Origin of the sequence: Flavobacterium sp. FlaQc-48, assembly GCF_044007335.1 — a bacterium.
In the GTDB taxonomy this organism is placed as follows: domain Bacteria; phylum Bacteroidota; class Bacteroidia; order Flavobacteriales; family Flavobacteriaceae; genus Flavobacterium.
Genome location: NZ_JBIPCR010000012.1, coordinates 164,364 through 188,096 on the forward strand (window position 1 = coordinate 164,364; position 23,733 = coordinate 188,096).

The 23,733-nt window shown below is 36.3% G+C and carries 23 protein-coding genes and 1 pseudogene; 6 read left to right on the forward strand and 18 right to left on the reverse strand.

Annotated features, from left to right (window positions below; translation table 11 throughout):
- Position 1 precedes the first annotated feature (1 nt).
- The 4 genes from ACHRWY_RS18665 to ACHRWY_RS18680 all read right to left on the reverse strand — a co-directional run bounded on the left by ACHRWY_RS18665 (position 2) and on the right by ACHRWY_RS18680 (position 2,862).
- Positions 2–556, reverse strand: coding sequence for a hypothetical protein (locus ACHRWY_RS18665; protein ID WP_395356693.1), 555 nt, complete (start codon positions 554–556; stop codon positions 2–4).
- Between the two features lie 33 nt (positions 557–589).
- Positions 590–979: a DUF1801 domain-containing protein gene (locus tag ACHRWY_RS18670; RefSeq protein WP_395356728.1), complete on the reverse strand. Its 390-nt coding sequence runs from the start codon at positions 977–979 to the stop codon at positions 590–592.
- 206 nt (positions 980–1,185) lie between these two features.
- Positions 1,186–1,830, reverse strand: a complete 645-nt coding sequence (locus ACHRWY_RS18675) for a suppressor of fused domain protein (RefSeq protein ID WP_395356695.1) — start codon at positions 1,828–1,830, stop codon at positions 1,186–1,188.
- A gap of 123 nt (positions 1,831–1,953) precedes the next feature.
- The gene (locus ACHRWY_RS18680) at positions 1,954–2,862 is read right to left on the reverse strand and encodes an arginase family protein (RefSeq protein WP_395356696.1); all 909 of its coding nucleotides are present in this window, start codon (positions 2,860–2,862) and stop codon (positions 1,954–1,956) included.
- A gap of 304 nt (positions 2,863–3,166) precedes the next feature.
- On the opposite strand from ACHRWY_RS18680, the gene ACHRWY_RS18685 reads away from it, so the two are divergent.
- The 4 genes from ACHRWY_RS18685 to ACHRWY_RS18700 all read left to right on the forward strand — a co-directional run bounded on the left by ACHRWY_RS18685 (position 3,167) and on the right by ACHRWY_RS18700 (position 6,555).
- Positions 3,167–4,006 (forward strand): hypothetical protein, encoded by an 840-nt coding sequence (locus tag ACHRWY_RS18685; RefSeq protein ID WP_395356698.1) that lies wholly within the window; start codon positions 3,167–3,169, stop codon positions 4,004–4,006.
- 174 nt (positions 4,007–4,180) lie between these two features.
- A complete protein-coding gene (locus ACHRWY_RS18690; protein ID WP_395356699.1) occupies positions 4,181–4,594 on the forward strand; it encodes a hypothetical protein in 414 nt (137 codons plus the stop codon).
- A 243-nt stretch (positions 4,595–4,837) separates the two neighbouring features.
- The gene (locus ACHRWY_RS18695) at positions 4,838–5,320 is read left to right on the forward strand and encodes a hypothetical protein (RefSeq protein ID WP_395356700.1); all 483 of its coding nucleotides are present in this window, start codon (positions 4,838–4,840) and stop codon (positions 5,318–5,320) included.
- 74 nt (positions 5,321–5,394) lie between these two features.
- Positions 5,395–6,555 (forward strand): thiol-activated cytolysin family protein, encoded by a 1,161-nt coding sequence (locus ACHRWY_RS18700; protein ID WP_395356702.1) that lies wholly within the window; start codon positions 5,395–5,397, stop codon positions 6,553–6,555.
- Between the two features lie 119 nt (positions 6,556–6,674).
- Here ACHRWY_RS18700 and ACHRWY_RS18705 read toward each other — a convergent pair whose 3' ends face one another.
- The 14 genes from ACHRWY_RS18705 to truA all read right to left on the reverse strand — a co-directional run bounded on the left by ACHRWY_RS18705 (position 6,675) and on the right by truA (position 20,736).
- Entirely contained in the window at positions 6,675–7,082 is a 408-nt protein-coding gene (locus tag ACHRWY_RS18705) for a hypothetical protein (protein WP_395356703.1), read from the reverse strand.
- Between the two features lie 282 nt (positions 7,083–7,364).
- Positions 7,365–7,553, reverse strand: coding sequence for a SymE family type I addiction module toxin (locus ACHRWY_RS18710; protein WP_395356704.1), 189 nt, complete (start codon positions 7,551–7,553; stop codon positions 7,365–7,367).
- A gap of 328 nt (positions 7,554–7,881) precedes the next feature.
- Entirely contained in the window at positions 7,882–9,009 is a 1,128-nt protein-coding gene (locus tag ACHRWY_RS18715; protein WP_395356705.1) for a PA2928 family protein, read from the reverse strand.
- A 112-nt stretch (positions 9,010–9,121) separates the two neighbouring features.
- Positions 9,122–10,267 (reverse strand): PA2928 family protein, encoded by a 1,146-nt coding sequence (locus ACHRWY_RS18720; protein ID WP_395356706.1) that lies wholly within the window; start codon positions 10,265–10,267, stop codon positions 9,122–9,124.
- Positions 10,268–10,364: 97 nt separating this feature from the next.
- On the reverse strand, positions 10,365–11,270 hold the full coding sequence (locus tag ACHRWY_RS18725) for a CFI-box-CTERM domain-containing protein (protein ID WP_395356708.1): 906 nt from the start codon (positions 11,268–11,270) through the stop codon (positions 10,365–10,367).
- Positions 11,271–11,581: 311 nt separating this feature from the next.
- On the reverse strand, positions 11,582–12,058 hold the full coding sequence (gene tssD, locus ACHRWY_RS18730; protein WP_395356709.1) for a type VI secretion system tube protein TssD: 477 nt from the start codon (positions 12,056–12,058) through the stop codon (positions 11,582–11,584).
- 27 nt (positions 12,059–12,085) lie between these two features.
- The gene (locus tag ACHRWY_RS18735; protein ID WP_395356711.1) at positions 12,086–12,985 is read right to left on the reverse strand and encodes a hypothetical protein; all 900 of its coding nucleotides are present in this window, start codon (positions 12,983–12,985) and stop codon (positions 12,086–12,088) included.
- Between the two features lie 154 nt (positions 12,986–13,139).
- Positions 13,140–14,183 (reverse strand): hypothetical protein, encoded by a 1,044-nt coding sequence (locus ACHRWY_RS18740; protein WP_395356712.1) that lies wholly within the window; start codon positions 14,181–14,183, stop codon positions 13,140–13,142.
- 83 nt (positions 14,184–14,266) lie between these two features.
- A complete protein-coding gene (locus tag ACHRWY_RS18745) occupies positions 14,267–14,782 on the reverse strand; it encodes a hypothetical protein (protein ID WP_395356714.1) in 516 nt (171 codons plus the stop codon).
- 6 nt (positions 14,783–14,788) lie between these two features.
- Entirely contained in the window at positions 14,789–15,340 is a 552-nt protein-coding gene (locus ACHRWY_RS18750) for a hypothetical protein (protein ID WP_395356716.1), read from the reverse strand.
- A 402-nt stretch (positions 15,341–15,742) separates the two neighbouring features.
- On the reverse strand, positions 15,743–17,131 hold the full coding sequence (lpdA, locus tag ACHRWY_RS18755) for a dihydrolipoyl dehydrogenase (protein WP_395356718.1): 1,389 nt from the start codon (positions 17,129–17,131) through the stop codon (positions 15,743–15,745).
- Positions 17,132–17,450: 319 nt separating this feature from the next.
- The gene (locus ACHRWY_RS18760) at positions 17,451–18,035 is read right to left on the reverse strand and encodes an NUMOD4 domain-containing protein (protein ID WP_395356719.1); all 585 of its coding nucleotides are present in this window, start codon (positions 18,033–18,035) and stop codon (positions 17,451–17,453) included.
- 142 nt (positions 18,036–18,177) lie between these two features.
- Complete coding sequence (locus ACHRWY_RS18765; protein WP_395356721.1) at positions 18,178–19,932, reverse strand: ABC transporter ATP-binding protein; 1,755 nt, start codon at positions 19,930–19,932, stop codon at positions 18,178–18,180.
- Between the two features lie 69 nt (positions 19,933–20,001).
- Positions 20,002–20,736 (reverse strand): tRNA pseudouridine(38-40) synthase TruA, encoded by a 735-nt coding sequence (truA, locus tag ACHRWY_RS18770; RefSeq protein WP_395356723.1) that lies wholly within the window; start codon positions 20,734–20,736, stop codon positions 20,002–20,004.
- 517 nt (positions 20,737–21,253) lie between these two features.
- On the opposite strand from truA, the gene ACHRWY_RS18775 reads away from it, so the two are divergent.
- Both ACHRWY_RS18775 and ACHRWY_RS18780 read left to right on the forward strand, forming a co-directional pair.
- The gene (locus ACHRWY_RS18775) at positions 21,254–23,170 is read left to right on the forward strand and encodes an SPFH domain-containing protein (protein WP_395356724.1); all 1,917 of its coding nucleotides are present in this window, start codon (positions 21,254–21,256) and stop codon (positions 23,168–23,170) included.
- Positions 23,171–23,454: 284 nt separating this feature from the next.
- Positions 23,455–23,574 (forward strand): annotated as a pseudogene (locus ACHRWY_RS18780) (YfcE family phosphodiesterase); the annotation flags it as partial.
- Positions 23,575–23,733: the final 159 nt, after the last annotated feature.

Consider the following 23,733-nt stretch of genomic DNA (forward strand, 5'->3'; position numbering starts at 1 on the left):
CTTACTTGTCCAGTTTTAGTTTGGTTTCCAGTATAATTGGAAAACCCCAATATCCTTTCTTTATTTTTATTTCGGCAAAACTGTAAAGGCATATTTCCTTAAAGTCATAATTATGAATGTTGATTTCTCTTTTGGTCCCTTCAATATTTACAAGAATGCTATTGGGAGATCTTTTGTAGGCTTCGTGTTTTTCCAGAATAGGAGAAAGTACCGTATACTCTTTGCTGGTCGATAAATATTCGTTGGACAGAAAAAAAACGGAGCACGAAATTGAGCCATAGACGACAAGGATTAAAACAAAATACTCGATTATTTTAAAATTCTTGCCTTCGTAATTTTTTTGATATTTATAAAATAAAAGCCCAAAGAACAAACCAGCAATCAGATAGATGTAAAGTAAAAATTCGAATTTTATAATTACAAAATTATTATAATGTCGGAGTAAATAAATGAAACTAACCAGACAAAGTACAATGGAGATTACTTTTATCGTAAAAATAAGAGTCTCTCTCTTTGTGCTTTTTTTCGAGATGTTTTTTTTATGTCTTCTGCTCATAAATTGGATAGACTGTTTTAGTTCTAAAATAAATTATTTTAATCGTTCTAAAACGCCTCTGCGTTTGATTAAATTTTTATAATCCCATTGTATTTCCTGTCCTTTTTTGAGCCAGCGCTTTACATCGTCTTTATTAATTTGTTCGACTGCTGTATAACGAATTTCCGAAGCCTTAAAAGAGCCTTCGCTGGCCAGTTGTGCTTCATCAAACGATTGCCCGCTCCAGAACAATAACCTAATGCAGTTTTTCAATTTACTATAACCTACAATAGGGTTTCCGTCTAAAAACCAAACCGGGTGCGCGTGCCAGATTTTGTTTTCGGCTTCGGGCAGGTTTTGGTCGATTATAGTGGCTAAGAGATCACAGATTTCTGTATCGGCACTATTTTGCAAATGGTTATATTCTTGTATTTCTGCATTCATCATAATGACCTTTTAGGTTTTGTAAGGGATTGAACAGGGCCGCCTTATTTTTATTTTGAAATACTATTACCAAGCTAAAATACTCTTTTTTATGATAAAAAGGTAAAACCTGAGCAGATGTTCTGGCGAAATACAATTAGGACATGTACAAAAAACAAATCCGACTTATTTTCATAAATCGGATTTTGGGATGGAAATGCGGCTATTTATTTTCTGGTCAAATCGGTAATTAATAGCGGATTGTTTTCTTTTAATTTGTGGTATAATGCTTCGGCCGTTTCCGGGTTTTCTTTTAAATGGTCATATTCGGCTGAAGTTATGCCTACGATTTGCAAAAAAGAAACTTCGCCGTGTGGTGTTTGTATTTTCTCCAGTTCAGGATCATTTACAAACAATAAAGCCGTTATTTCTGTTTCGGTCTCGAGTCTGATAGGGCCGTTTGCGGGCATATAATGAAATTCTTCGAACCAGTTGCCACTGCTAAAAACATATTTGGCAATGTTTTGCAAAAGTGCAATAGGCCAGCCCGGAGTTTCGCTGTCGTCCTGAAAAGGTTTTAATCGAAAAGTGAGTTCAAACCCCCATTTGCTAAATTCATTTTCTAGTTTTTCTTCATCATAATACAATTCTGAAAAGCCGTAAGTCACAAAATGAAAATGATCTGTTTGCTTTTTACTTTCGTAGATACTTATTCCGTCAAGCGGATCTTCTCCGCCCAGCATATACGGTATTGGAGGAGCAAAATGTTTGGGTTCCTGATTGGGATAAAGTTCGTCGAGCTGTTTGTCTATAGCTAACCAGCCCACAGCATCATCTTCTGAAAATTCTTTTTTGTATTCGTCTAATGTCATGTTTTTTAAGTTTAGATAATAGAATGGTATAAAATATCTTTTTGGAGAAAGATATTCGGTGAACTAATTTAAAATAAAATTTGAAATATCCTGATTTTCCAAAGAAGGATTTCTTATCCTTTATCAGAATAAAGTATCGAAATGCTTTTTGAAAGTTGTGGTAATATTGGCCACAAAATCTTTTGTGTATTGTCCTGTAAGGTCGAGGTCAGGATCTAAAATGGTGATTTCGAGCCCGGTTAATTTTGGGCTTTGAAACAAATAGGAGGTAAGTTCGTTGAATTCTGCATAAGTAAGCCCGTCTGGTGTCCGGCTGTCTACGCAGGGCATGATGGCATCATTTAAAACATCTGCATCGATGTGAAGCCAGAAACCATCGAGATTCTTATTTTCTATTTGTAACAGGAAAGATTGTACGGTATTCAAAATACCTTGTTTTCGCAAATGATCAAGGCTCACATAAGTAGCAGCCGAATTTCTGATTTCATTTTCGTATTCGTCATCGTATTCGCGGTTGCCCACGCACCAAAGATTTTCTTGTTTTATATAAGGCGATAAATGGAGAATATTGGTTAGTTTTTCCGGTCCGTTTCCAGTCACGATTGAGGCCGCCATTCCGCCAACGCCCCCGGTTTCGGATAAAGAAACATCCATAAAATCTGTATGGCCGTCGAGGTAAAATACGCTGTAGTTTCCTTTTTGTTTTAAAGCGATCGCAGGCCCCAGAAGAATACTGCAATCGCCGCCCAATACAAACGGAAATTTATTCTGAGTCAGGATATTATTGATTAAATAGGCTTGTTCGCGCGCATACTCGACCAGCGAATTGGCATTGAGAATTTGAGTTTGATGATCCCGAACATGGCTATACCTGGGCGGATCAAGTCTGATGCTGTTTTTAGGATAAATAGCTTTATGTAAATTATGTCTCCATAACCAATCCGGTAAATTTTTTACTCCGGGTTCTTTGCCCGGTTGAGGTTCTTTTAAACCCAAATTTGATGGAAATTCAACAATGGTTATCTCTTTCATAATCTTGTGTATTGCGTTATAAAGTTATGAAAATAAAGTTTGGGAAGAAATTATAGAAAATAAATAAAGGTTAAATTAAAAAAAGAAAACCGACTTGTAAAAGCAAATTGTGTCTCTTTCTAATTTTAAAATTATCTGTAGCTGTAGACCCCGATGTGTATGATCGTAAAGTGTACTTATTTTTAATAAGTCATACATGCATTTTTCAAGCACCTCAAAAAAAAGCTTATTCTGTTACTTTAAAAACTTATAGTGAACGAAAACGATATAGTAAAGGGTTTAATTTGTAAGAAAAAAAAGTAATATGAAAAAATATTTTATTTTTATCCTTGTCTGCCTTGCTTCTTGTAGCGAGGAAAATAGTTCATCAGAAACTATTCATCAAAACGAAGCCAATTTTACTATATCTAAAAATAGTGAACGGTCAGCCTGGAACAACATTCAGGTAGGAGAAGTTTTAAAATTTGATCTTAAAATCAAAGACTTCGATTCGTCAGCGGGTGTAGTATATGTGTTAAAACCAATAACGACAGATGCTACCAAACACCAACAAAACAAAATTGATTATAATTTTCAGGAAGAAATAAAAGTACTTCCTTCAGGTCTCTTGGTAAAAGACAGTATTGTTGCTAAAATAACGCGGGACAGCATTATTCTTAAAAAAGCAAATTCTTCTTTTTTTGTTTCGATTTTAAAACCCGGAAATTTTGTGCAGGGATATGCCCTTCATAAGATGCAATCGAATAAATATGTTGCTGCATCTACGCAGGAAATGTTGTTTTCTGCAGTAAAAATCGAAGCTTATACCAGAAGTGTGCAAACAGATAATTCGACGATGTTTTCAAGTTCGAAACACAGCCGTTATTACGAATTTACTATTGATGATGGAGATCAGACCAACGACCTCTACTTAACAGACAGTGATACTAAACAAAATAGTTATACAGCATTATACAACGGTAAAAAATATGACGGAAATATTGCTATAAATACTGTGATGACATTTAGTGAAAAGGTAAATACTGAAAAAGGCCCCCAGATAGTGCCTGACTGGATATTGTCTGAACTTAAAAGTACACAAAAAAGAAATCATGAACCTGATAATATTATTACATATAGCAATTTGAATATTAAACAGAAATAATAACTAACATGAAAAACCAAATGAAAAAAAATGTAATTATGGCTCTGGCCATTGGCACGGCAATATTTACTTCTTGTAGTAGTGACAACAATAAAAATGATGAAGTCAGGCTGCTTTAGACAAATTAGAGCCTGTAGTATTAAACGATGGAAAAAATGAATAAGGATTAGTTTTATGAGTTTTGTTTTGTGTGCGTTACTTAGTGATAAATCGCCAAAAATCTCTATTGAGTCACTATTTTTTGAACTTAAGGAGTTTTTTAAAAATGATAATGAATTTTCATTGGAATTTGAAAAAATACCTTTTAAAAAAAATAAAAATGTACTTCTGAAATGGGTGGGATGGAAGACTAGAGTGCATTATGAAGAAGGTATTTTTGTGCAAAGTGACTCATCGGAAATTCAAAAAAATGCGGGCAGTGACATTGCATATGATGTATCAAAAATTGATAAAAGAGTTCGAGTTGTATTTGGTTCTGATGATAAAAAAGAGTATACAAATCAAATAATTCATATTATTTCTTTTTTGGAAGATATAGAGGGTGTTTTTTTATTTGACCCACAGAAAAATAATTTTTTAAAGCAATGAACACAACATTAGCAGTGATCCGATTTCAACGCGTAACAAGTGAAATGCAACCAGATCATATTTGGGAGCTTCAGCTGGGAGGGTCGGATGATGTATCTAATCTTAGATTCTTACATTCACAAACTAATTATGATATTGGGTCATTGCAAATATGGCCACAGATAAGAAATCTTGAGTCCAGTACTCCTATAACAATTAGAGTGTTAGATGTAGAAGGAAAGGATGTGAATTTTGAGTAATAAGTTGCCAAAAATTATTGACACAGTAAGAGAAAAGCTTAGCGAAAGACCAAAGTCAATATTGTTTTGTAAGTTAGGAAACAAGGCTACCAGTATCCCTGATGGGTTGAAAAGTTACACCGCCTATAGTGAGTTTCTTAGTGTATGCAATGGGGCTCGTTGTGGGGATATCGACCTTTGGGACACTAATAGCATACCTAATAACCAATTTTATGTTTCAGAAATACAAGGAATGCAAGATGCTTGGTTATGCATTGGGCAAATATTGTATGAACCACTTATGCTGAGTAAACAAGACGGAAAAGTCTATCTTTTTAGCAAGAATGAACTTAATGACATGCCAATGTATATCTTTGATGATTTTTATAATTTAATCATAAATTATGTTTTTGGTGTTAAATATAAAAATATTGTTGTAAATGCCGATAACGATAGGTGGTTCATTTTTTTGAAAGAGAATGATTTTTTTTCGATAAATGATGTGTGATTAAATTTTGAACTGTAGTGGATAAGTAATTTTGCCAGTCTTCAAAAACGGGTAGTGCATCCGATTTATTGATAATGATGAATAGTCAAATAATGCCCATTTTAGTGCTAGCCATTAGCGCCGGATTATTTACTTCTTGTAGTAGTGATGATAAAAACAATGCTACGGGTGGTAGTTTAGAAGATTTGCAACCCGTAGTTTTCGCAACAAAACCGGATAATGTGCTTAGTTCTAAAAAAACCGGGTTACAGGAATTAAATCCTATAACAGGTAACAACGAATACGTTTATCTTACAGAAGTAGAAAAGCAAACTACACTTTCGCCCCTTTCTATTATAAACGAGGCAAATCTAGACGTAATTTATCCCGGAAGTATTTTGCGTGGTTCAAGTTTCATGAATGCAACGTATGATCCGTTAGTGCTTAAAAACTCTTTTAAGCCTGTTACTTTATCAATGTCTTTAAGAGGTGATTTGTCTGTTAGTGCGAACATTCTGCCAACGTATAGTGAGATAACAAATGCTACAAATATTTTAGTCAACAAAAATAAAAATCTTATTGATTATAATGCAATACCAACTTACTATGAATATCAAAGTGATGAGATTACAACAGAAAATAGTTTTAAAAAAGCACTTGATGCGCATTTAAATGTAAACGTATTAGGCGGTTTAGTAAAAGTAAATTTTGGTTACACACAAAATAGCGGCTCAACCAATACAAAGTCTTATGTAATGGTAAAAGTAAGGCAACGTTTGTACAGTATGACCATTGACCCCAAATATTATACAGACTGGATAGATGGGGATATAAATGCGAACAACTTTGGATCTCATGAACCTGTTTATGTAAGTAATGTAGATTATGGCCGGGTTGCTTATATACTCATTGAAACAACTAAAGATGAGGCTTACAATAATATGATGGTTAAGGCATCAGTGGGTGTGGCACTAAAAGTGGTCGATATTGCTGTAGATGTAAATTATTCTGAGGAGTTTAAAAAATTATTTGCGCAAAATAAAGTGAAAGTTATGATTGTTGGGGGACCAAATTCACTTGGCGGAAAAGTAACTGATTATAATAGCTTTGTGAAATTTTTACAAACTCCTGATAATGCATCATTAGTAGGGTCTTCAGCCCCAATATCATATAAAATACGCAGATTAAAAGACAATACCGAAGTAGAAGTAAAAGATATGTATACTGAGCAATTTAAGGAACTAAAAGCGAAGTAAGAATTTAAAATGCAAAAGCCAGTCTATTAGATTGGCTTTGTATTTTAAAATATTTTGATTTTAGATGATGATAGCAATACATCTTTACAAGAAATAATACAATAGTGCTTTATCTCTTCTTACATGGTAAATATAACAACATCATGGAATTGCTCTATTTCTTCTAGTACAAACAAACTATCATTGAAGTATTCCATATCAAAATCACTATCACCCCAAACTTCAAATCTTTTATTGCAGGTTTTTAATTTTTCTTTATCAAAAGAGTTATCATTCCAATCCAGTGCAAAAATATCCGCCATTTCTTTTGCTTCTGTATTGACATATTCGTCATCATTAAATACAATGTACAAGCGATAACCATCATTAAATGTGATCGTGATTTTGTGATGATCGCTTACAATTTCCGGTTTGGTTTTTATTACCGGCCTGTTATAAAAAGCTTCTAAATTATTTTTTAAAAGAGTCAGGTCTGCATTTGAAGAAGGTGCAATAAATGCCAGGTTAGAGTAGGAAGTATGTGCCATTGTTTTCTGATTTTAAGGTTTTTCTATCTTAATAAATAATTCGATAAGTTCAAAATTAAAGTTTCTTCGTCATTAGAAACCGAAATATACGATCTAATTTTTCAGGGTCTTCTTTGCTTTTATTTCAGATAATATAAAACAACAAAATAAAGTATTTTAAAAAAAATTAAAGGTTTTAAAAGACAATTTTATATTAAAATAGGACTAGATCGTAAAAAGCAAATAACATTTTTAGATTGAAGTTTATTCCTAAATATAGGGACAGACTTTGGTCAGGTCTGGTTATTCCTGTTGTTTATCAATCGTAATGATCAGCTTTTTATTCTTTTGTTCGATGTTTACCATTTGTCCTTCGTTAAAGCCAAGTTTGTTAAGCCATTTTCCTTCCAGTTTTACTACGGGAATTGTGGTATAGGTACGAATTCCAGGTTTGTATTTGGTATGAATTTTTAGTTTTCTAAGATTTTTCATTGTCGCAGGTCTTTACTGTTAATTCAAAAGCGATGATTTGTAATAAACCAAATGTCTAACGAATAGGTTAGAATGTTGTCAGATTATATGCTGACAAACCGTAATTTTATTAACAATTTTATGTGTAGGAATAAAAAATCCGACTTGCTTTCGCAAACCGGATTTACATCAAGGTTCTTTTTTAAAGTTGCATGTTAATTGCTGTTCTTTAATTATAACCAATTTTTTTACTTCGCCGTTTTTTGTTACCTGAAAGGGTATTTTTTCCTTGTTTTATCTGTAAGATTACATAGCGCTCTCTTACTGTATTTCGTATGTTTTCTGATTGTCAAAAAGTAAATTCCTTTACAGTTCCGTTGGTGAGGTCAAGGTATAAGAGATCAGATATTTTTCCGGATTTTTGAGTTCCTGCCAGGGCCAGGTGTGTATTATAAAGATGATAACTGCTTATTCCCTGCAAAGGCGTTTTTATGGTCCTGATTATTTTTCCGTTGGGTTGTACAATACTAATCAGCATTTTGGCATCAGTTGCAAGGCTTGTTTGGTGTATCATTATATAAGCATCAGGATGGGCGAGGTGCAGCACAGGTGGGTTTTCGCGTACCACATTATCAGGAAGTGGTGTACTGGTTAAAAAAGTACCGTAAATAAATGGCTCGTCGTTTATTTTTATCAGGCTATCCATAATAAATCCGTGGCCTGTTTTGTTTAGCCCTGTGTAACTGCTTTTGTATAAATAACGTCGTGCATTGTCGTCAGTACTGCCACCATAATAGTATCCGCTTTTTAGCTGTTTTTTATCCACTTCACCCAATATGCCGATAAATTTTCCGCTTGCAGTATCATATCCACAAATAGTATTATCTAAATAAACATTGTCATATAACGGGATGCGCTGTGGTATTTTATTATTTGAAGTAACAGTGGTTTTTAGTGTATTTAGGTTCAGCGCATAACCTAACGCATCATTGCCTGTAAAGAAGAGAGCTTGTTCAGGTTCGTTAAAATAGTATTTGTCCAGGCGAGAAGGAAAATTTTCTTTTTGTGCGGGATTTTCTTTTTCCAGGTCTTTCGTTTCGGCTACTATTTTTCCTGTTGCTTTGTCTACCACAATGAGCCCGTCTAAAAAGTAAAAAAGATAGACTTTAGATTGTGCCATTAAAAGATGTGTGCTTGGCCGGTCGTCTTTTTGACCTGATAATTTTGTACTCCATACTACTTCGCCCGTTTGAAGGTTAATGGCTTCTGCATAATGGGATACTGCACCGTTCCTTCTGCCTCTGTTTCCACTACGGACTACATAAGCCGCTGCCATTGGGGCATTGTTTATGGTGTAGTATATAACTTTTCCTTTAGCCTCTCCTTTGCGATACTTGTTTAGTATATTTGGCATGACATATATAACGCCCATGATAAACAATAGGGGGATCAGGAATTTGATATTGTTTTTTTTCATGCTATTTTTTTAGTTGCTATTCTTTGCTTTTAAACAATTTTTTTACTTCGTGGTTTTTGGTTACCTGAAAGGGTATTTTCCTTGTTTATCTGTAAGAATACATAGCGCTCTTTTACCGTATTTCGTATGTTTCCTGATTGTTAAAAGTAAATCCCTTTGCAGATCCGTTGGTGAGGTCAAGGTATAAGAGATCAGTTATATTCCCGTATTTTTGAGTTCCTGCCAGGGCCAGGTGCCTGTTATAAAGATGATAACTGCTTATTCCCTGCAAAGGCGTTTTTATGGTCCTGATTATTTTTCCGTTGGGTTGTACAATACTAATCAGCATTTTGGCATCAGTTGCAAGGCTTGTTTGGTGTATCATTATATAAGCATCAGGATGGGCGAGGTGCAGCACAGGTGGATTTTCGCGTACCACATTATCAGGAAGTGGTGTACTGGTTAAAAAAGTACCGTAAATAAATGGCTCGTCGTTTATTTTTATCAGGCTATCCATGATAAATCCGCGGCCTGTTTTGTTTAGCCCTGTATAACTGCTTTTGTATAAATAACGTCGTGCATTTTCGTCAGTACGGCCACCATAATAGTATCCATTCTCTAGCTGTTCTTTATCCTCCTCACCCAATATGCCGGTAAATTTTCCGTTTGCAGCATCGTATCCACAAATAGCAGTGTTCTGTAATAGGCGCCGGGGGATTTCTTTATTTGAAGTTACGGTGGTTTTTAATGTATTTGTGTTCAGCACATAACATAACGCGTCATTCCTTGTAAAGAGTATAGCTTGTTCAGGCTCGTTGAAATAGTATTTCTTCGGATCTGAAGGAAAATTTTCTTTTTGTGCGGGATTTTCTTTTTCCAGGTCTTTCGTTTCGGCTACTATTTTTCCTGTTGCTTTGTCTACCACAATGAGCCCGTCTAAAAAATAAAAAAAATACGCTTTAGATTGTGCCATTAAGAGATTTGTGCTTACCCAATCGCCTTTTTGACCTGATAATTCTGTACTCCACACTACTTCGCCCGTTTGAAGGTTAATAGCTTCTGCATAATGGGATGTTGTGCCGCTTGACATTCCCCCGCTGACAGTATGGGCTTTAAAATGTGCTACGCAAGCCGCTGCCATTGGTGCATTGTTTAGGGTATAATAAATTAATTCTCCTGTAGCCTCTCTGTGGCTATTCTTATTTAGCACGGTTACTATGATATAAACAAGGACGGTGATAAATAGTAGGGGGATTACTAATTTGATACTGTTTTTCATGCAGTTGTAGGATTAAATGTTTGTAATCGGTTGACTTTTTAAAGATACAGAAAAATTATGTTATTGTAATTTTAAGCGTTTCTCCTTTCCTGTCTGCTTATGATGTTATAGTATTTCCGGCTATTTTTTTGACCAGTTTGTTGAGTGTTTTTTTTACGGCTAGATTGATACAAGAGGGCGTTTGTAATTGTCGCGCTAACGGCGGACTGATAAAATAATAGCAGTGTATAAATAAACGACCTGCAACTGAACGGGCCAGTACGTGATCTCTAAAATGACGCAGTACTATTACTTCCGGTGCATCATAGCTGCCATATACTGCTGTTGCAATGTAACAGGCTCCTTTGTCGGGATCTATTTTTATATTTATAACTTTTTCTTGTCGCTCATTTAATTTTTTGCTGTAATGATTCTTCATTTGTTCCGGAGCATAAGCTATGGCATTGTTTGCATATTCAAGATTTTTCGCGGTTATTGGCGGCATTGAGCTTGTGCGCCCCAGTGCAGCTTCTTCTAATGCTTTTGCTTCTTTTACCGTCAGGTTCCGGATAGAATAAACGAGTTCACCGGAACGTGGATAAGCTGCATCTATTATATCTTTGCACTGTTTTAAACCTAAACCGGAAACTATTTTCAGTTCTTTAATAGCATTTAATTTTGCAGCGGGATTTGCTTCTATAATCTTGCGCAGATTAATACGTTTATCATTGATGGTAATACAGCCTTTGTACTGCTCAATCAAGATGCCATCAGCTGATCTAAACTTACCCCATAATACTTCATGATTTTTGGGGTAGTGTTGCAGTAATACATCAAATATTCTTTCTGCTTCTTCACAGTTTTCTTCAAGCAGGTATTGACGTCCTTTCTCGATACTATTTTCTGACGAACTAAGTTGTTCCAGATTGATTTTCTTGCCGCAATACAGGCAAAAACCAAGTATTTCGGTATCCTCCAGCATGATTTTTTCGTAACAATGAGGGCAATTTGAAGCTATTAGCATGATAATTCTTTATTATTATTTATTTTCTATAAATACTTCCGGGCTTTCTGCAACCCATTCAACATAGGCGGATGAAGAACATACCAATTCTGCTGTAGAGGAATTTTTACCAAAGAATTTTTCAGGTGATTTCTGTGCATATTTTCAGGTGATTTCTGTGCATATAAAAACAGTACTAAAATGTTTTTTCATTTATATTGTTTAAAGATTAAACTGGGTGTATTTTTAGTGCTTATTTGTAGCAACGCAATACAGCAAGCGTATGTTTTATGAGCTTGCTTTTGCTTTTGTGTTCTTGGTTTACGGTTGTGTTACTTTGTAGAATCAAATTTCATTTCAACACCGTCTATTATCAGTTTTTTGGGCATTATGGTTAAGCCACAGCCTTCATCTTCTCCATAACCTGAACCTGCTGTGCTAATATTATCTGTCAGGCTTAAAATCATGGCCGATTTAAAAGAGATAGTTCGCTCTACTTTTCCTGTCGCCAGATTTGTGCTGATAATTTCGCCGTTCATTTCAGTATTCAGACCGGACACCCATTGCAATAAAAACTTATTCGGAATATTTTTTAATGTCATGTAAATACTTACGGTTGGCATTATTTCTTCTTTAGTTTGCGGGTCTTTTAGAGACGGACTAATATTGTAATTAAAATTTTGTACTTTATAGGTCGCTGTTTGTTTGCCATCAATGGTTTTGCAAATCATTTCTACTTTTTTTTGCGCCTGTACTACTGTTACCGAAAATGAACTAATAATAAAAGCGAATAAGATTAATTTTTTCATGATTGTTTTTTTTAAAGTTTTTAAGAATTATTTAATGCTATAAGAATATTTCTGTTTTATAATTTGTGGCGTAGCGCCTTCCATGTGGGCGAGTTCGTAATGACATGTTGCAGGATAACCATCTTCGGTATAAGTATAGGTGCTGGCTTGTTTTGTGGTAGTTCCCGTTATTCCTGTTCCGGGTTCAAATGCATAAAAAACAGACGCTATGACAAGGGGATTATTCTGAGAGGCATAGGCATAATACGGTAGTTTACCATTTAAATAGGGACCTGTTTCCATCTGGCTATACAAACAGGCTATTTGCGGTACTGTTTTATGCGGATTTATTTTATCATCATACGTATAAGTCGTGACGTAATATTGTGCACTTTTTACGCCTAACTGCCAGAACTCTTCTTCTACTTTTACAAGGTTTTTATTTTCCCAGGTAAATTTTTCGATGCCTGTAAGCCATGCTGTATTGTCTATACCATTTTCGCCATAATGGTGAATTGCTGTAACATAACCTTTTGTATCGTAAAACAATGAATCATATTTCATATTACTTTGCAGCTCTTTTTTGGGTATCACTTTTACCACCTGTCCGGCAGCGTTACTTTGCAATTCATATAAAACGGTTGCATCTGTGCCATCTGTTCTTACGCCCGTTAAAATAGCTACAGGCTTACTGTTGGTGTACTGCAAAGTAGTTACAAGTGCTTTTCCTGTTTTTGAACCTTCCGGGTAATCTGTGTAGCTTTTAAAACTCATATCAGGATGATACGCAATAGCGCTGTATACGTTTGTAACCATAGTACTATCTGATATAGAGGTTAAAAATTTGGTACCCGTTGAGTCTGGCGTTGGTGTTGTTTCGTTGTCATTTGTGCAGGACACGGCTATCATGCTTAATGCACATGCAGCGATCATGATTTTTTTTCTCATTTTATTATTTCTGTTTGATTAAAAAAAATTGGTTAAAAAATTTTAAGTTAAATAGGGAAGACACTCTTTTTTAGGGACTCCACAATTTGTAGACAGGGTAAGCGAATTATTTTGCTTATAAAGCTGTGTAATATCATATTGCAGCAATTTTATATTATTTCTTTTCTGTAAAACTGTCTACCAGATCTACTCTGCAATTTTCCGGAACAAACTCTTCAAGATCTTTATTGAGCCGTGCTTTAGTTGCATCAACCGGAGTGCTTTTTACTGCTGTAATAAGACTGGTTGTGACATTGTAATAGCCTGTTAGTAGTACTGGTGCTTTAATTCCTTTTCGGTCCCGCTGCTCAAACATGAAAAATATTTCATCGAGGTTATGGCGGTTAACAAGAAAAAAACGCGGTTGATTGCGTATATAAATAGCTGCCTGTGCATTCTTTTCCGGCGGAAACTTTTTACTGATCTGCGTCCAGGCTTTTTCTCTAAGTTCCTTCACAAAAAAGCCTGATCCTGTAATATGCACGGGTGCACTATAATATTTTTGTTCAGGCATACTGGCACCTGCTTCTAAATACCCGTCGTACGATTGCCAGGGAGGAGCATATAAATCAGAAAAGCTACGGTCTTTGTAAGGCTTTGTTTTTTTGGGACGATTCTGGTATACAAAGATAATTACTGCCTTATAGGGCCCCAATTGTGTTTCGCGGGCAAAACGGCTAATGCGTTCCCGAATTGTTGACAGTAATACAGATTGATTTTGAGTATTGATCTCTGTAAAACAAAACATACTTATTGCTGTAGTAGCTGTATGGTTCAGGGTTTGTCCAGCTTCTTTCTTTTCGAAATAAACATCGGACTTTATAGTATCTCCCAGGTACTGCATGAGCTGGGCTGCCTGTTTTTTTCTTTTGAGCACCTCATTATACAACGGTTGTATGTTGCTTATTTGTTTTTTGCTGTTATCCCATGAGCCTGTTATTTCATTGCCCTGTTGATCTACAGCAAGGAATGCAAAGTTGTTAAGGTTCATATTCCCTTCATTCCATGCACTTAAAAAGCATACTACTTTTAAGTGTAACGAGGAATAATGGGTATCTAAATAAGCCTGTGCATTGTGTTTTGCGCTTTCTTTATTGGTGCAGCCATAGAAAATAATTGCAGTGATTACTATAAGGGCAGCTGTTAAGAATGGTTTCATGAGAAGAATAATTTAGGGAGACCTGATTCGTTTAGATTTTATTTTGGCAGTATCAGGCAAACTGCGTTTTTGCCTGATATTTTTTAGGGTTGGCTGTCACGAACCAAATCGATTAAATATTGTTCGATTACATCAAATTTAATAGCGGTCGAATAGCTTCGTCTGGGATCCTGCCTTGCATTTTCTCTAATGATGGCAGGGATGTGATCCTTAAGCCAAAGCTCACTTTGCTGATATTTTGCGTACAATACGCCCTCTTCTTCTTCGAGTATCAAATGTCCAAAGGAGGAATGTTCATAAAATGTATCACAGATAGTACTTATAAAGATGAAAGCCCGATCACCGGTTTGTAATATTTCACGACCCCAACTGTTTCCGCAACCCATAAATTCTATTGTTTTCCCTACGTTTATCTTTTGGGTTAACTTGTTGTTGGTTGAATATATTTTTTCTATTTGTGCTTTGTACTTTTGCTGCCCTAAATAAGTAATAGTATTAAGTAGTAATAAGGCATTAAATTTTGCCTGGTCCGTCAAAAAGGTATTTTTAGTTTGTCCCATATTGTTTAGGGTTTCAGCATTCCGGCTATTGTGGGCCATTACTGTTTATAGTTGCTTTTGTAACATTTCGATTGTATCCCTGAACTCGCTTGTCTGGATACCTTTGGGGTCCGTACTTTTAGCGATCCAGTTTTGCATGGCCTCTATATACTCTTTAATAAAGGTTTTATTCTGCGGACTTGCCTGATATTGTATACGGGCCTTCACTACAGGACGCATGAGTTCCGACGCATTACGTTGTAGGCCATCTGCACTTTCATTATTAAGTATTACAATATTCTTTTCATAGCCGGGGATGTATTTCACCGGAAAGAAAATATTGGTGCGCGGTATGTTAATCGCATTGCGAATAGGGTATATAGCGGCAGTAGTTTTACTAAATTCTGTTACTACATCTTTGCCTTCCGGTGTTTTTACCAGTACATCATAGTCATAATTAGGCGTATAGTCATAAATATAGGCGTTGGAGTTGTAAAGTTTGCTGTCTGTTCGGGTTTGCTGCGTTATAATGGCCATTCCCCGCGTACCAAATGCATTCAGAAACCAGGCGTTTAAGAATTGACCGGCAATAGCATTTGCGATTATTAAGAAGAGCACTACGGGTATGACCCATCGCTCTACTAGTGTGCCCCATAGTCCTTTTTTGCGTATATAAAGGCATAATATGCCTGATAGTACAAAAATGACCGCACTGTAAAAGCCGTGGTGGCTTATAAAGAATAAAACACGTGATATTGTTTCCATAGCAATTCGTTGACAGGTTCTTTTTGTTTATGAATCGATTATGCCTAAAAAGACGGTTTCATAACAATGATTTTCAAAAAATAAAAATAAGACTTGAACCCTAAATCAACTGCCTGTATAAGCCATACTTCTGATACAATAAGGTTAAATTTTAGATAAGCAATTGAAAAGTAAAGACAAAAAAAATCCGGCTTGCTTTCGCAAACCGGATTTTTAAATTGAAAATTATATATAACCGTAAAAACGGTTTTGTTCTTATAAGTGAATTACTTCGCCGTAAGCATCTGCAACAGCTTCCATAACAGCCTCGCTCATGGTTGGGTGAGGGTGAATCGATTTAAGGATTTCATGACCTGTAGTTTCCAGTTTACGGGCTACAACTGCCTCAGCAATCATATCGGTAACACCGGCACCAATCATGTGGCATCCTAACCATTCTCCGTATTTGGCATCAAAGATTACTTTTACGAACCCGTCTGCAGCACCGGCAGCTTTTGCTTTTCCGGAAGCCGAGAATGGGAATTTACCAATTTTTAGTTCGTATCCTTTTTCTTTAGCCTGTTTCTCTGTTAAACCTACAGAAGCGATTTCCGGAGTAGCATACGTACAACCAGGAACGTTTCCGTAATCGATTGGGTCTACGTGTAAACCGGCAATTTTCTCTACACAGTTAATTCCTTCTGCCGAAGCTACGTGAGCTAAAGCCTGACCCGGGGTAACATCGCCAATAGCGTAGTAACCAGGGATATTAGTTTGGTTGTAAGCGTTTACTAAGATTTTATCTCTGTCAACAGCGATTCCAACTTCTTCTAAACCGATGTTTTCAATGTTTGTTTTAATTCCAACTGCCGAAAGTACGATGTCAGCTTCAAGGATTTCTTCTCCTTTTGCTGTTTTTACAGTTGCTTTTACGCCAGTTCCGGTAGTATCAATTTTCTCAACAGAAGAGTTGGTCATAATTTTTACGCCCGCTTTTTTCATTGAACGCTCCATTTGTTTCGAAATATCTTCGTCTTCAACTGGTACAATGTTTGGCATAAACTCTACAATAGTAACATCAGTTCCCATAGAGTTGTAGAAATGAGCGAACTCAACTCCAATTGCTCCTGAACCTACGATAATCATAGATTTTGGCTGTGTTGGTAATGTCATTGCCTGACGGTATCCAATTACTTTTACACCGTCCTGAGGTAAGTTTGGCAACTCGCGGGAACGAGCTCCTGTTGCGATGATAATGTGGTCAGCGCTGTATTCTGTAACTTTATTGTCTTTGTCTGTAACGTCAAGTTTTTTTCCTGGTTTTAGTTTTCCAAAACCTTCAATAACGTCAATTTTGTTTTTTTTCATTAAGAACTGAACTCCTTTGCTCATTCCGTCAGCAACATTACGGCTACGTTGAACCACTGCCGGGAAATCTTTATCAAATTCAGAAACTTTTAATCCGTAGTCAGAAGCGTGTTTTAAGTAATCAAAAACCTGAGCTGATTTTAGTAATGCTTTTGTTGGGATACATCCCCAGTTCAAACATACACCACCAAGGTTTTCCTTTTCAACTACAGCTACTTTAAAGCCTAATTGTGAAGCTCTGATCGCTGTTACATATCCGCCGGGACCACTTCCTAAAACAATAACGTCGTATTTCATTTTTTTGGTTTTTAGTATTAAATACCGAAAATGAAGTTTATAATTCCGAAACTCATTTTCCGATTTTTCTTTTGTTATTTGTGATTGCGAATTTAAGGAATTATTTTAAAAAACACCTGAAATTTTATTTTTACCCATACTGATTCTGATCTTTTCACAGAGATTAAGATAAAAGTGATATAAAAAAGTAAAATGAAGTTGAAATTTGAGTGTTTTTTAACAAAAATGCAGTCTATATGAAAAGTAAAATGTGTTTTGCAAAATGCAATAAACTCTCGTTCATCTCACATTTTACAAAACACATTTTACGAATAAACAATTAAACTTTAACGTGTCCCCAGTTTTCTCCACTGGCAATACGTCGTATTTGCATTTCGCTTACGCCAAATTGTTTGGCGATCATTTTCAGACGTGTTTTTTGTTCCGGTCTCGCCAGGATTTTTTTGATTAACATTACTTTAGTAGTGGTTAATTTTCTTCCGTCGGCTTTTAAGTTGTGTTCGATCAGGTTCTTTTTGGCCTGGATCACACGCGGACTTTTACGGCTGTGCGCCATCATTTCGGCTTTGGTGGCCCAGCGTAAATTGTTTACGTCATCGTTACTTCGGTTGTAATCTAAATGAAGTACATAAGTTTGTTCTTCGGATTGCTTCGGAATAAAATACTGCGCGACTAATTTGTATAAAAAAAGATATTTGTTAACGATTTTGTCATCCTTTTTAACCTTAAACCTAAAAGTGGGATATCCGTCACTTAAACCTCCTTTTAAGAGGCGGCCGTTTTGAATTTCATCCGAAAAGCTTATGAGGCGACCTTTGTTTGAAATGGCATATCTAAGTTGTAGTGAGGCGTTTATTTCTATTTCTTTGAATTGTTCGTTTGGATAAAATCTGTTTTGTGGCATTTTCTTTTGCATTTGAATTTTGTCTCTCAAAGATAAATAATTCAAAAAGCATAACAATTATATAATTTGCCTCAGATATTACATTTATGATTCCTATAACGCTAATTTAACTTTTTTAAGAACTTTTTTAGCATTTTAAAATCTAATTAGCCACCGAAAATTGCGAGTCGTAGAGGTTTTTGTAGTAACCGTCGACTTTATTCAGTAATTCCTGATGGGTTCCCTGCTCTACAATTAGTCCTTTATCCATTACTACAATTTTATCGGCATTGACAATAGTAGCCAATCGGTGTGCGATGATAATCGAAGTCCTTCCTTTAGTAATCGTTTCGGTCGCACGCTGGATCAATTCTTCAGAATAGGTGTCGATGGATGAGGTAGCTTCATCAAGAATCAAAATACTCGGATTACTCACATACGAACGTAAAAAAGCAATTAACTGGCGTTGCCCGGACGAAAGCATGACGCCGCGTTCTTTTACATCAAAATCATAATTGTCCGGCAAACTCATGATGAAATCGTGCACACCAATTTTTTTGGCAGCATTCAAAACGTGTTCACGTGTAATCTCCGGATTGTGCAAAGTGATATTATTGTAAATGGTATCGGCAAACAAAAATACATCTTGCAGTACTACCGCAATTTGTTTTCTTAATGAAGCCAAAGTATAGTTTTCGATATTGTGGCCGTCAATAAAAATGGTTCCGCTGTTTATTTCGTAAAAACGGTTCAGTAAATTAATAATGGTCGATTTTCCGGCTCCTGTAGATCCTACAATGGCGATTGTTTGCCCTGCAGCCACAGATAAATCAATTCCTTTTATGACTTCTTCTTCCGGAATATAACTAAAACGAACGGCTTTAAACTCGATGCTTCCGTTAAAAACAGGAGCTTCGAGCGTTCCGGTGTCCTGAATATGGTCCTGGGTATCGATAATATCAAAAACACGATTGGCAGCGATCATTCCTAATTGCATCTCGTTGAATTTATCCGCAATCTGACGCAATGGGTTAAACAACATACCAATAAACATCGTATAGGAGAATAAATCCCCAAAAGTCGTAAAATGGTCTCCATTCAGGATTTTGAATCCGCCATACACGACCACTAATCCTAAAGTTATAGAGGAAATGATGTCGGCGATAGGGAAAAATATCGAGTTGTATAAAATGGTTTTGATCCACGCAACCCTGTGTTTGTTGTTGATGTCTTTAAAATTCTCTGCTTCAATTTTCTCACGGTTAAAAAGCTGCACAATCTTCATTCCCGTAACACGTTCCTGTACAAACGAGTTCATATTGGCAATTTGTGTACGTACTTCTTCAAAAGCAACCTGCATTTTACGCTGAAAAATCCGGGTAATAAAAACCAGAATGGGCATGGCAACGACCACAATCCAGGTAAGTTTCCAGTTCATGTAAAACATGAAAATCAAAACGACCAGCATTTTCATCAGGTCGCTAATAATCATAAACAAACCCTGACTGAAAATACGTGCAATAGATTCAATGTCCGATACTGATCTGGTCACCAATTGTCCTACCGGGACCAAATCGAAATACTTCATTCTAAAACTCAGGATATGTTTGAAAAGTTTTGTCCTGATGTCTTTTACAATATCCTGACCCAGCCAGTTGGCCCAATAGACAAAATAAAACTGAGAGAAAACTTCACATAACAGCACAACCCCCATTAACATAATGTACATGAGTAAACCCTGTTTGTCGTGCGTTTTGATATAGCCGTCAACCGTTTCTTTTAATAAATAGGGACGAAGTGCCGCAAAAACCGATAATGAAACCGCAAAAAGTATAACGCCGTAATAGCGCCATTTATAAGGTTTAGTATATTTTAAAATTCTTTTGAATAATCCAGTGTCGAATGCTTTTGCTTTCATGTATTTTTTTAAGCTTTAAGCTTTAGGCTTTAGACTTTAAGCTTACTGCTTACTGCCTATAGCGTACAGCTATAAATAATCGTATTCAATTTCGGTTAAATATAATCCGTGTGCCGGAACCGAAAATCCGGCTTTCTCTCTGCTTTTACTCGCAATAATGTTTTCAAAATCGATAAGAGAAATTTTATGCAAGCCAATGTTTACCAAAGTACCCACAATAGAGCGAACCATATTGCGTAAAAACCGATTGGCTGAAATGGTAAAAATCAGTTTGTTGTTTTCAGTTTTCCAATACGCCTCAAAAATCGTGCAATCGAATGTATTGACATCTGTATTGACTTTCGAGAAACATTGAAAATCGGTATGCTTTAATAAGATTTTTGCCGCTTCATTCATCAAAGCTACATCTAATTTTTGATTAAAATACCAGCTCAATTCCTGTAAAAACGGATTTTTAACCGTATTGATATGGTATTCGTAGGTTCTTTTAGTGGCGTCAAATCTGCAATGTGCGTCATCATAAACTAATTTAAGATCAAAAATGGCAATGTCTTTTGGCAAATACGAATTCAGTTTATGAATCAAATTCGGAACATCAAGCGCAGTTTCAAAATCAAAGTGACCGTACATTTCCTGTGCATGAACACCAGTGTCTGTTCGTCCGGCACCCATTACATTTATAGGAGCATTTAATAAAACCGAAAGCGCTTTGTTTAACGTTTCCTGAACAGAAGAAGCATTGGGCTGAAATTGCCAGCCATGATAATGGGTTCCGTTATAGGCAAATTGAATAAAATATCTCATTTTTAAGGGACAGAGGTTCTGAGGCGCAAAGGTACAAAGATTTTTTTCTTTTATAGGTTCAAAGATGCAGAGGTACAAAGATGCAGAGGTGCAAAGATGCAGAGGTGCAGAGGTGCAAAGGTACAGAGGTACAGAGGTACAGAGGTACAGAGGTACAAAGGTACAAAGGTTTTTTTTATGGTTGTATTGTAGAGCGCACAGTAGTGCGTCTAACACATGACATAGACGTACTGCTGTGCGATCTACAAAAAGGCTTATGTTTTTTATAATTGCATAATAAAACCTATGAACCTTTGTCTCTTTGTACCGCTGTACCTTTCTATAAACTGTTAAAACCCAAAATACCAATCATAGTTTGCCCGGTAAAAAATCGTGTCAGAAATGGACAATTCCAACGATTTAATCAAAGCTTTTTTTTAACATTGTTTATGGAAAATCCGGAAAAGTTAATTTTCAAAATATTTCATTTTAATAGGAAATATTTCTATTATGTTTGTAGTCTAAATATCAAAAAATTATGAATGAAATTACTTCTTATTGGTGGATAATTTTAATCTTATTCTCCATTATTTTTTACAAATTTATTTTACGCGTTTTCTTCGGAATGGTAATGGTTCCGGAAGACAAAATTGGTCTGGTGACCAAAAAATTCGTTTTGTTTGGAACGGATAAATCACTTCCTGATGGTCGTATTATTGCGACAAAAGGGGAGGCGGGTTATCAGGCAAAAACGCTTGCCCCTGGATTGTACTGGGGAATGTGGATCTGGCAGTATTCAATCGATATGTCCGGATTTACAGTTATACCGGAAGGCAAAATTGGACTCGTTTTAAGTAAGGACGGGCAGGAAATCCCAACCGGACGAATCTTAGCCCGAAAGGTAGATAGTGATAACTTTCAGGATGCTACTTTTTTTCTGGACAATGGTGGGCAAAAAGGACGTCAGACGGCTTTTATTACTACAGGATCCTATCGTATTAATACGTTCTTATTCGAAATTGTAATTGCTGACCAGATTAAGATTTACGAGAACATGATTGGTATCGTAACGGCGCTTGACGGAGAACCAATTCCGCAGGGACAAATTGCCGGTAAATTTGTTGAGGGGCACAATAACTTTCAGGATTTTGACAAGTTTTTAGATACAGGAGGAAATCGTGGATTGCAGCCTCAGGTAATGTTGGCCGGGTCGTATTACATTAATACATGGGGAGTACAGATTGAACAAAACCCAATGACCGATGTGCCAATTGGATATGTTGGAGTTGTTATTTCTTATATTGGAGAAGACGGAAAAGATGTGACCGGTGATACTTTCAAACACGGAAATATTGTTTCAAAAGGTCAGCGTGGTGTCTGGATGGAGCCTTTTGGACCTGGAAAATATGCGCTGAATAAATACACGACTAAGTTAGAGGCTGTTCCAACAACGAACCTGGTTTTGAACTGGGCTAATGCCAGAAGTGAATCGCATGATTTGGATAAAAATCTTTCGACGATTACTGTTCGTTCCAAAGATGGTTTCCCTTTTAATCTGGATGTGGCACAAATTATTCACGTTCCGGCTGCCGAAGCCCCAAAAGTAATTGCGCGTTTTGGAAGCATGAACAATCTTGTTTCTCAGGTCTTAGAACCAACCATTGGTAACTATTTCAGAAACTCGGCTCAGGACAGTGACGTGATTTCGTTCTTATCAACCAGAAAAGAGCGTCAGGAATCGGCTAAAAATCATATTAAATTGGTATTGGACGAATACAACGTAAATGCGGTTGATACTTTGATTGGAGATATCGTTCCGCCGGATTCATTAATGAAAACTTTAACGGACAGGAAACTGGCCGAAGAAGAGCAAAAAACGTATCAAACCCAAAGAATGGCACAGGAGCAACGTCAGGGAATGGAAAAAGAAACGGCTATTGCCGATATGCAAAAAGAAATTGTACGCGCTTCTCAAAGTGTCGAAATCGCACAACGTACCGCCGATGCAACCGTGAAAAAAGCAGAAGGAGATGCTACCAGTTTAAAACTCAATGTAAACGCTGAAGCGGAAGCTACAAAAATGCGTGCCAATGCCGAAGCCGAAGCGACAAAAGCAAGAGCAGGAGCACAGGCAGAAGCAACGAAACTGAATGCCAGTGCCGAAGCGGAAAGAATCTCTAAAACCGGTTTGGCCGAAGCAGAGAAAATCATGGCAATTGGTAAATCGACTGCTGAATCATATCAGCTTCAGGTAAGTGCAATGGGTGGCGATAATTTTACCAGATATAAAGTAACCGAAGAAATTGGTAAAGGAAACATCAAAGTAATTCCGGATGTATTAATTTCAGGAAACGGTGGGTCTGATGGTTCTATCAGTGGCCTTTTAGGATTAAAACTAATGGAAATGATGGATACCAAAGATTCAAAAGAAGGTAAAAGCCCTAAGAAACAGTAATTATCCAACGTATTTAGATTTCCTAACAGGTCTTCAAGACCTGTTAGGTATGTTTAGAGGTGGGGATAAAAATAATACCTAACAGGTTTTAAAAACCTGTTAGGATACAGAAATCCGGTCTGCATTGGCAGACCGGATTTTTTATGTTCGAAAATAAGAAAAGGGTACGAAAGACTTGCTGCTGTGCGCCTTTGCGAAAAAAAACTCAGCAACTTAGCACCTTTGAATCTTAGTGCTTTAAAAAAACCTCTGTACCTTTGCACCTCTGAATCTTTGAACCTGCAATAAAAAAAATCCTCCTCCTTTCTGATACCTACAGTCATATTGATGATACTATTTTAAAATATGTAAATCAGGCCGATGAGGTTTGGCATGCAGGAGATATTGGCAATTTGAACGTTACTATTCAGCGGACTTAGATTTCCTAACAGGTCTCCAAGACCTGTTAGGTATGTTTAGAGGTGGGGATAAAAATAATACCTAACAGGTTTTAAAAACCTGTTAGGATACAGAAATCCGGTCTGCATTGGCAGACCGGATTTTTTATGTTCGAAAATAAGAAA

What these genes read in the sequence shown, in the direction of transcription:
- ACHRWY_RS18720 (WP_395356706.1), bottom strand. Translation starts at nt 10,267, where the DNA reads ATGAAAAACAGTATCAAATTAGTAATCCCCCTACTATTTATCACCGTC.
- truA (WP_395356723.1), bottom strand. Translation starts at nt 20,736, where the DNA reads ATGAGATATTTTATTCAATTTGCCTATAACGGAACCCATTATCATGGC.
- ACHRWY_RS18760 (WP_395356719.1), bottom strand. Translation starts at nt 18,035, where the DNA reads ATGCCACAAAACAGATTTTATCCAAACGAACAATTCAAAGAAATAGAA.
- ACHRWY_RS18670 (WP_395356728.1), bottom strand. Translation starts at nt 979, where the DNA reads ATGAATGCAGAAATACAAGAATATAACCATTTGCAAAATAGTGCCGAT.
- ACHRWY_RS18710 (WP_395356704.1), bottom strand. Translation starts at nt 7,553, where the DNA reads ATGAAAAATCTTAGAAAACTAAAAATTCATACCAAATACAAACCTGGA.
- ACHRWY_RS18690 (WP_395356699.1), top strand. Translation starts at nt 4,181, where the DNA reads ATGAGTTTTGTTTTGTGTGCGTTACTTAGTGATAAATCGCCAAAAATC.
- ACHRWY_RS18725 (WP_395356708.1), bottom strand. Translation starts at nt 11,270, where the DNA reads ATGCTAATAGCTTCAAATTGCCCTCATTGTTACGAAAAAATCATGCTG.
- lpdA (WP_395356718.1), bottom strand. Translation starts at nt 17,131, where the DNA reads ATGAAATACGACGTTATTGTTTTAGGAAGTGGTCCCGGCGGATATGTA.
- ACHRWY_RS18745 (WP_395356714.1), bottom strand. Translation starts at nt 14,782, where the DNA reads ATGGCCCACAATAGCCGGAATGCTGAAACCCTAAACAATATGGGACAA.
- ACHRWY_RS18775 (WP_395356724.1), top strand. Translation starts at nt 21,254, where the DNA reads ATGAATGAAATTACTTCTTATTGGTGGATAATTTTAATCTTATTCTCC.
- tssD (WP_395356709.1), bottom strand. Translation starts at nt 12,058, where the DNA reads ATGAAAAAATTAATCTTATTCGCTTTTATTATTAGTTCATTTTCGGTA.
- ACHRWY_RS18675 (WP_395356695.1), bottom strand. Translation starts at nt 1,830, where the DNA reads ATGACATTAGACGAATACAAAAAAGAATTTTCAGAAGATGATGCTGTG.
- ACHRWY_RS18765 (WP_395356721.1), bottom strand. Translation starts at nt 19,932, where the DNA reads ATGAAAGCAAAAGCATTCGACACTGGATTATTCAAAAGAATTTTAAAA.
- ACHRWY_RS18685 (WP_395356698.1), top strand. Translation starts at nt 3,167, where the DNA reads ATGAAAAAATATTTTATTTTTATCCTTGTCTGCCTTGCTTCTTGTAGC.
- ACHRWY_RS18680 (WP_395356696.1), bottom strand. Translation starts at nt 2,862, where the DNA reads ATGAAAGAGATAACCATTGTTGAATTTCCATCAAATTTGGGTTTAAAA.
- ACHRWY_RS18665 (WP_395356693.1), bottom strand. Translation starts at nt 556, where the DNA reads ATGAGCAGAAGACATAAAAAAAACATCTCGAAAAAAAGCACAAAGAGA.
- ACHRWY_RS18735 (WP_395356711.1), bottom strand. Translation starts at nt 12,985, where the DNA reads ATGAGAAAAAAAATCATGATCGCTGCATGTGCATTAAGCATGATAGCC.
- ACHRWY_RS18740 (WP_395356712.1), bottom strand. Translation starts at nt 14,183, where the DNA reads ATGAAACCATTCTTAACAGCTGCCCTTATAGTAATCACTGCAATTATT.
- ACHRWY_RS18700 (WP_395356702.1), top strand. Translation starts at nt 5,395, where the DNA reads ATGATGAATAGTCAAATAATGCCCATTTTAGTGCTAGCCATTAGCGCC.
- ACHRWY_RS18705 (WP_395356703.1), bottom strand. Translation starts at nt 7,082, where the DNA reads ATGGCACATACTTCCTACTCTAACCTGGCATTTATTGCACCTTCTTCA.
- ACHRWY_RS18715 (WP_395356705.1), bottom strand. Translation starts at nt 9,009, where the DNA reads ATGAAAAAAAACAATATCAAATTCCTGATCCCCCTATTGTTTATCATG.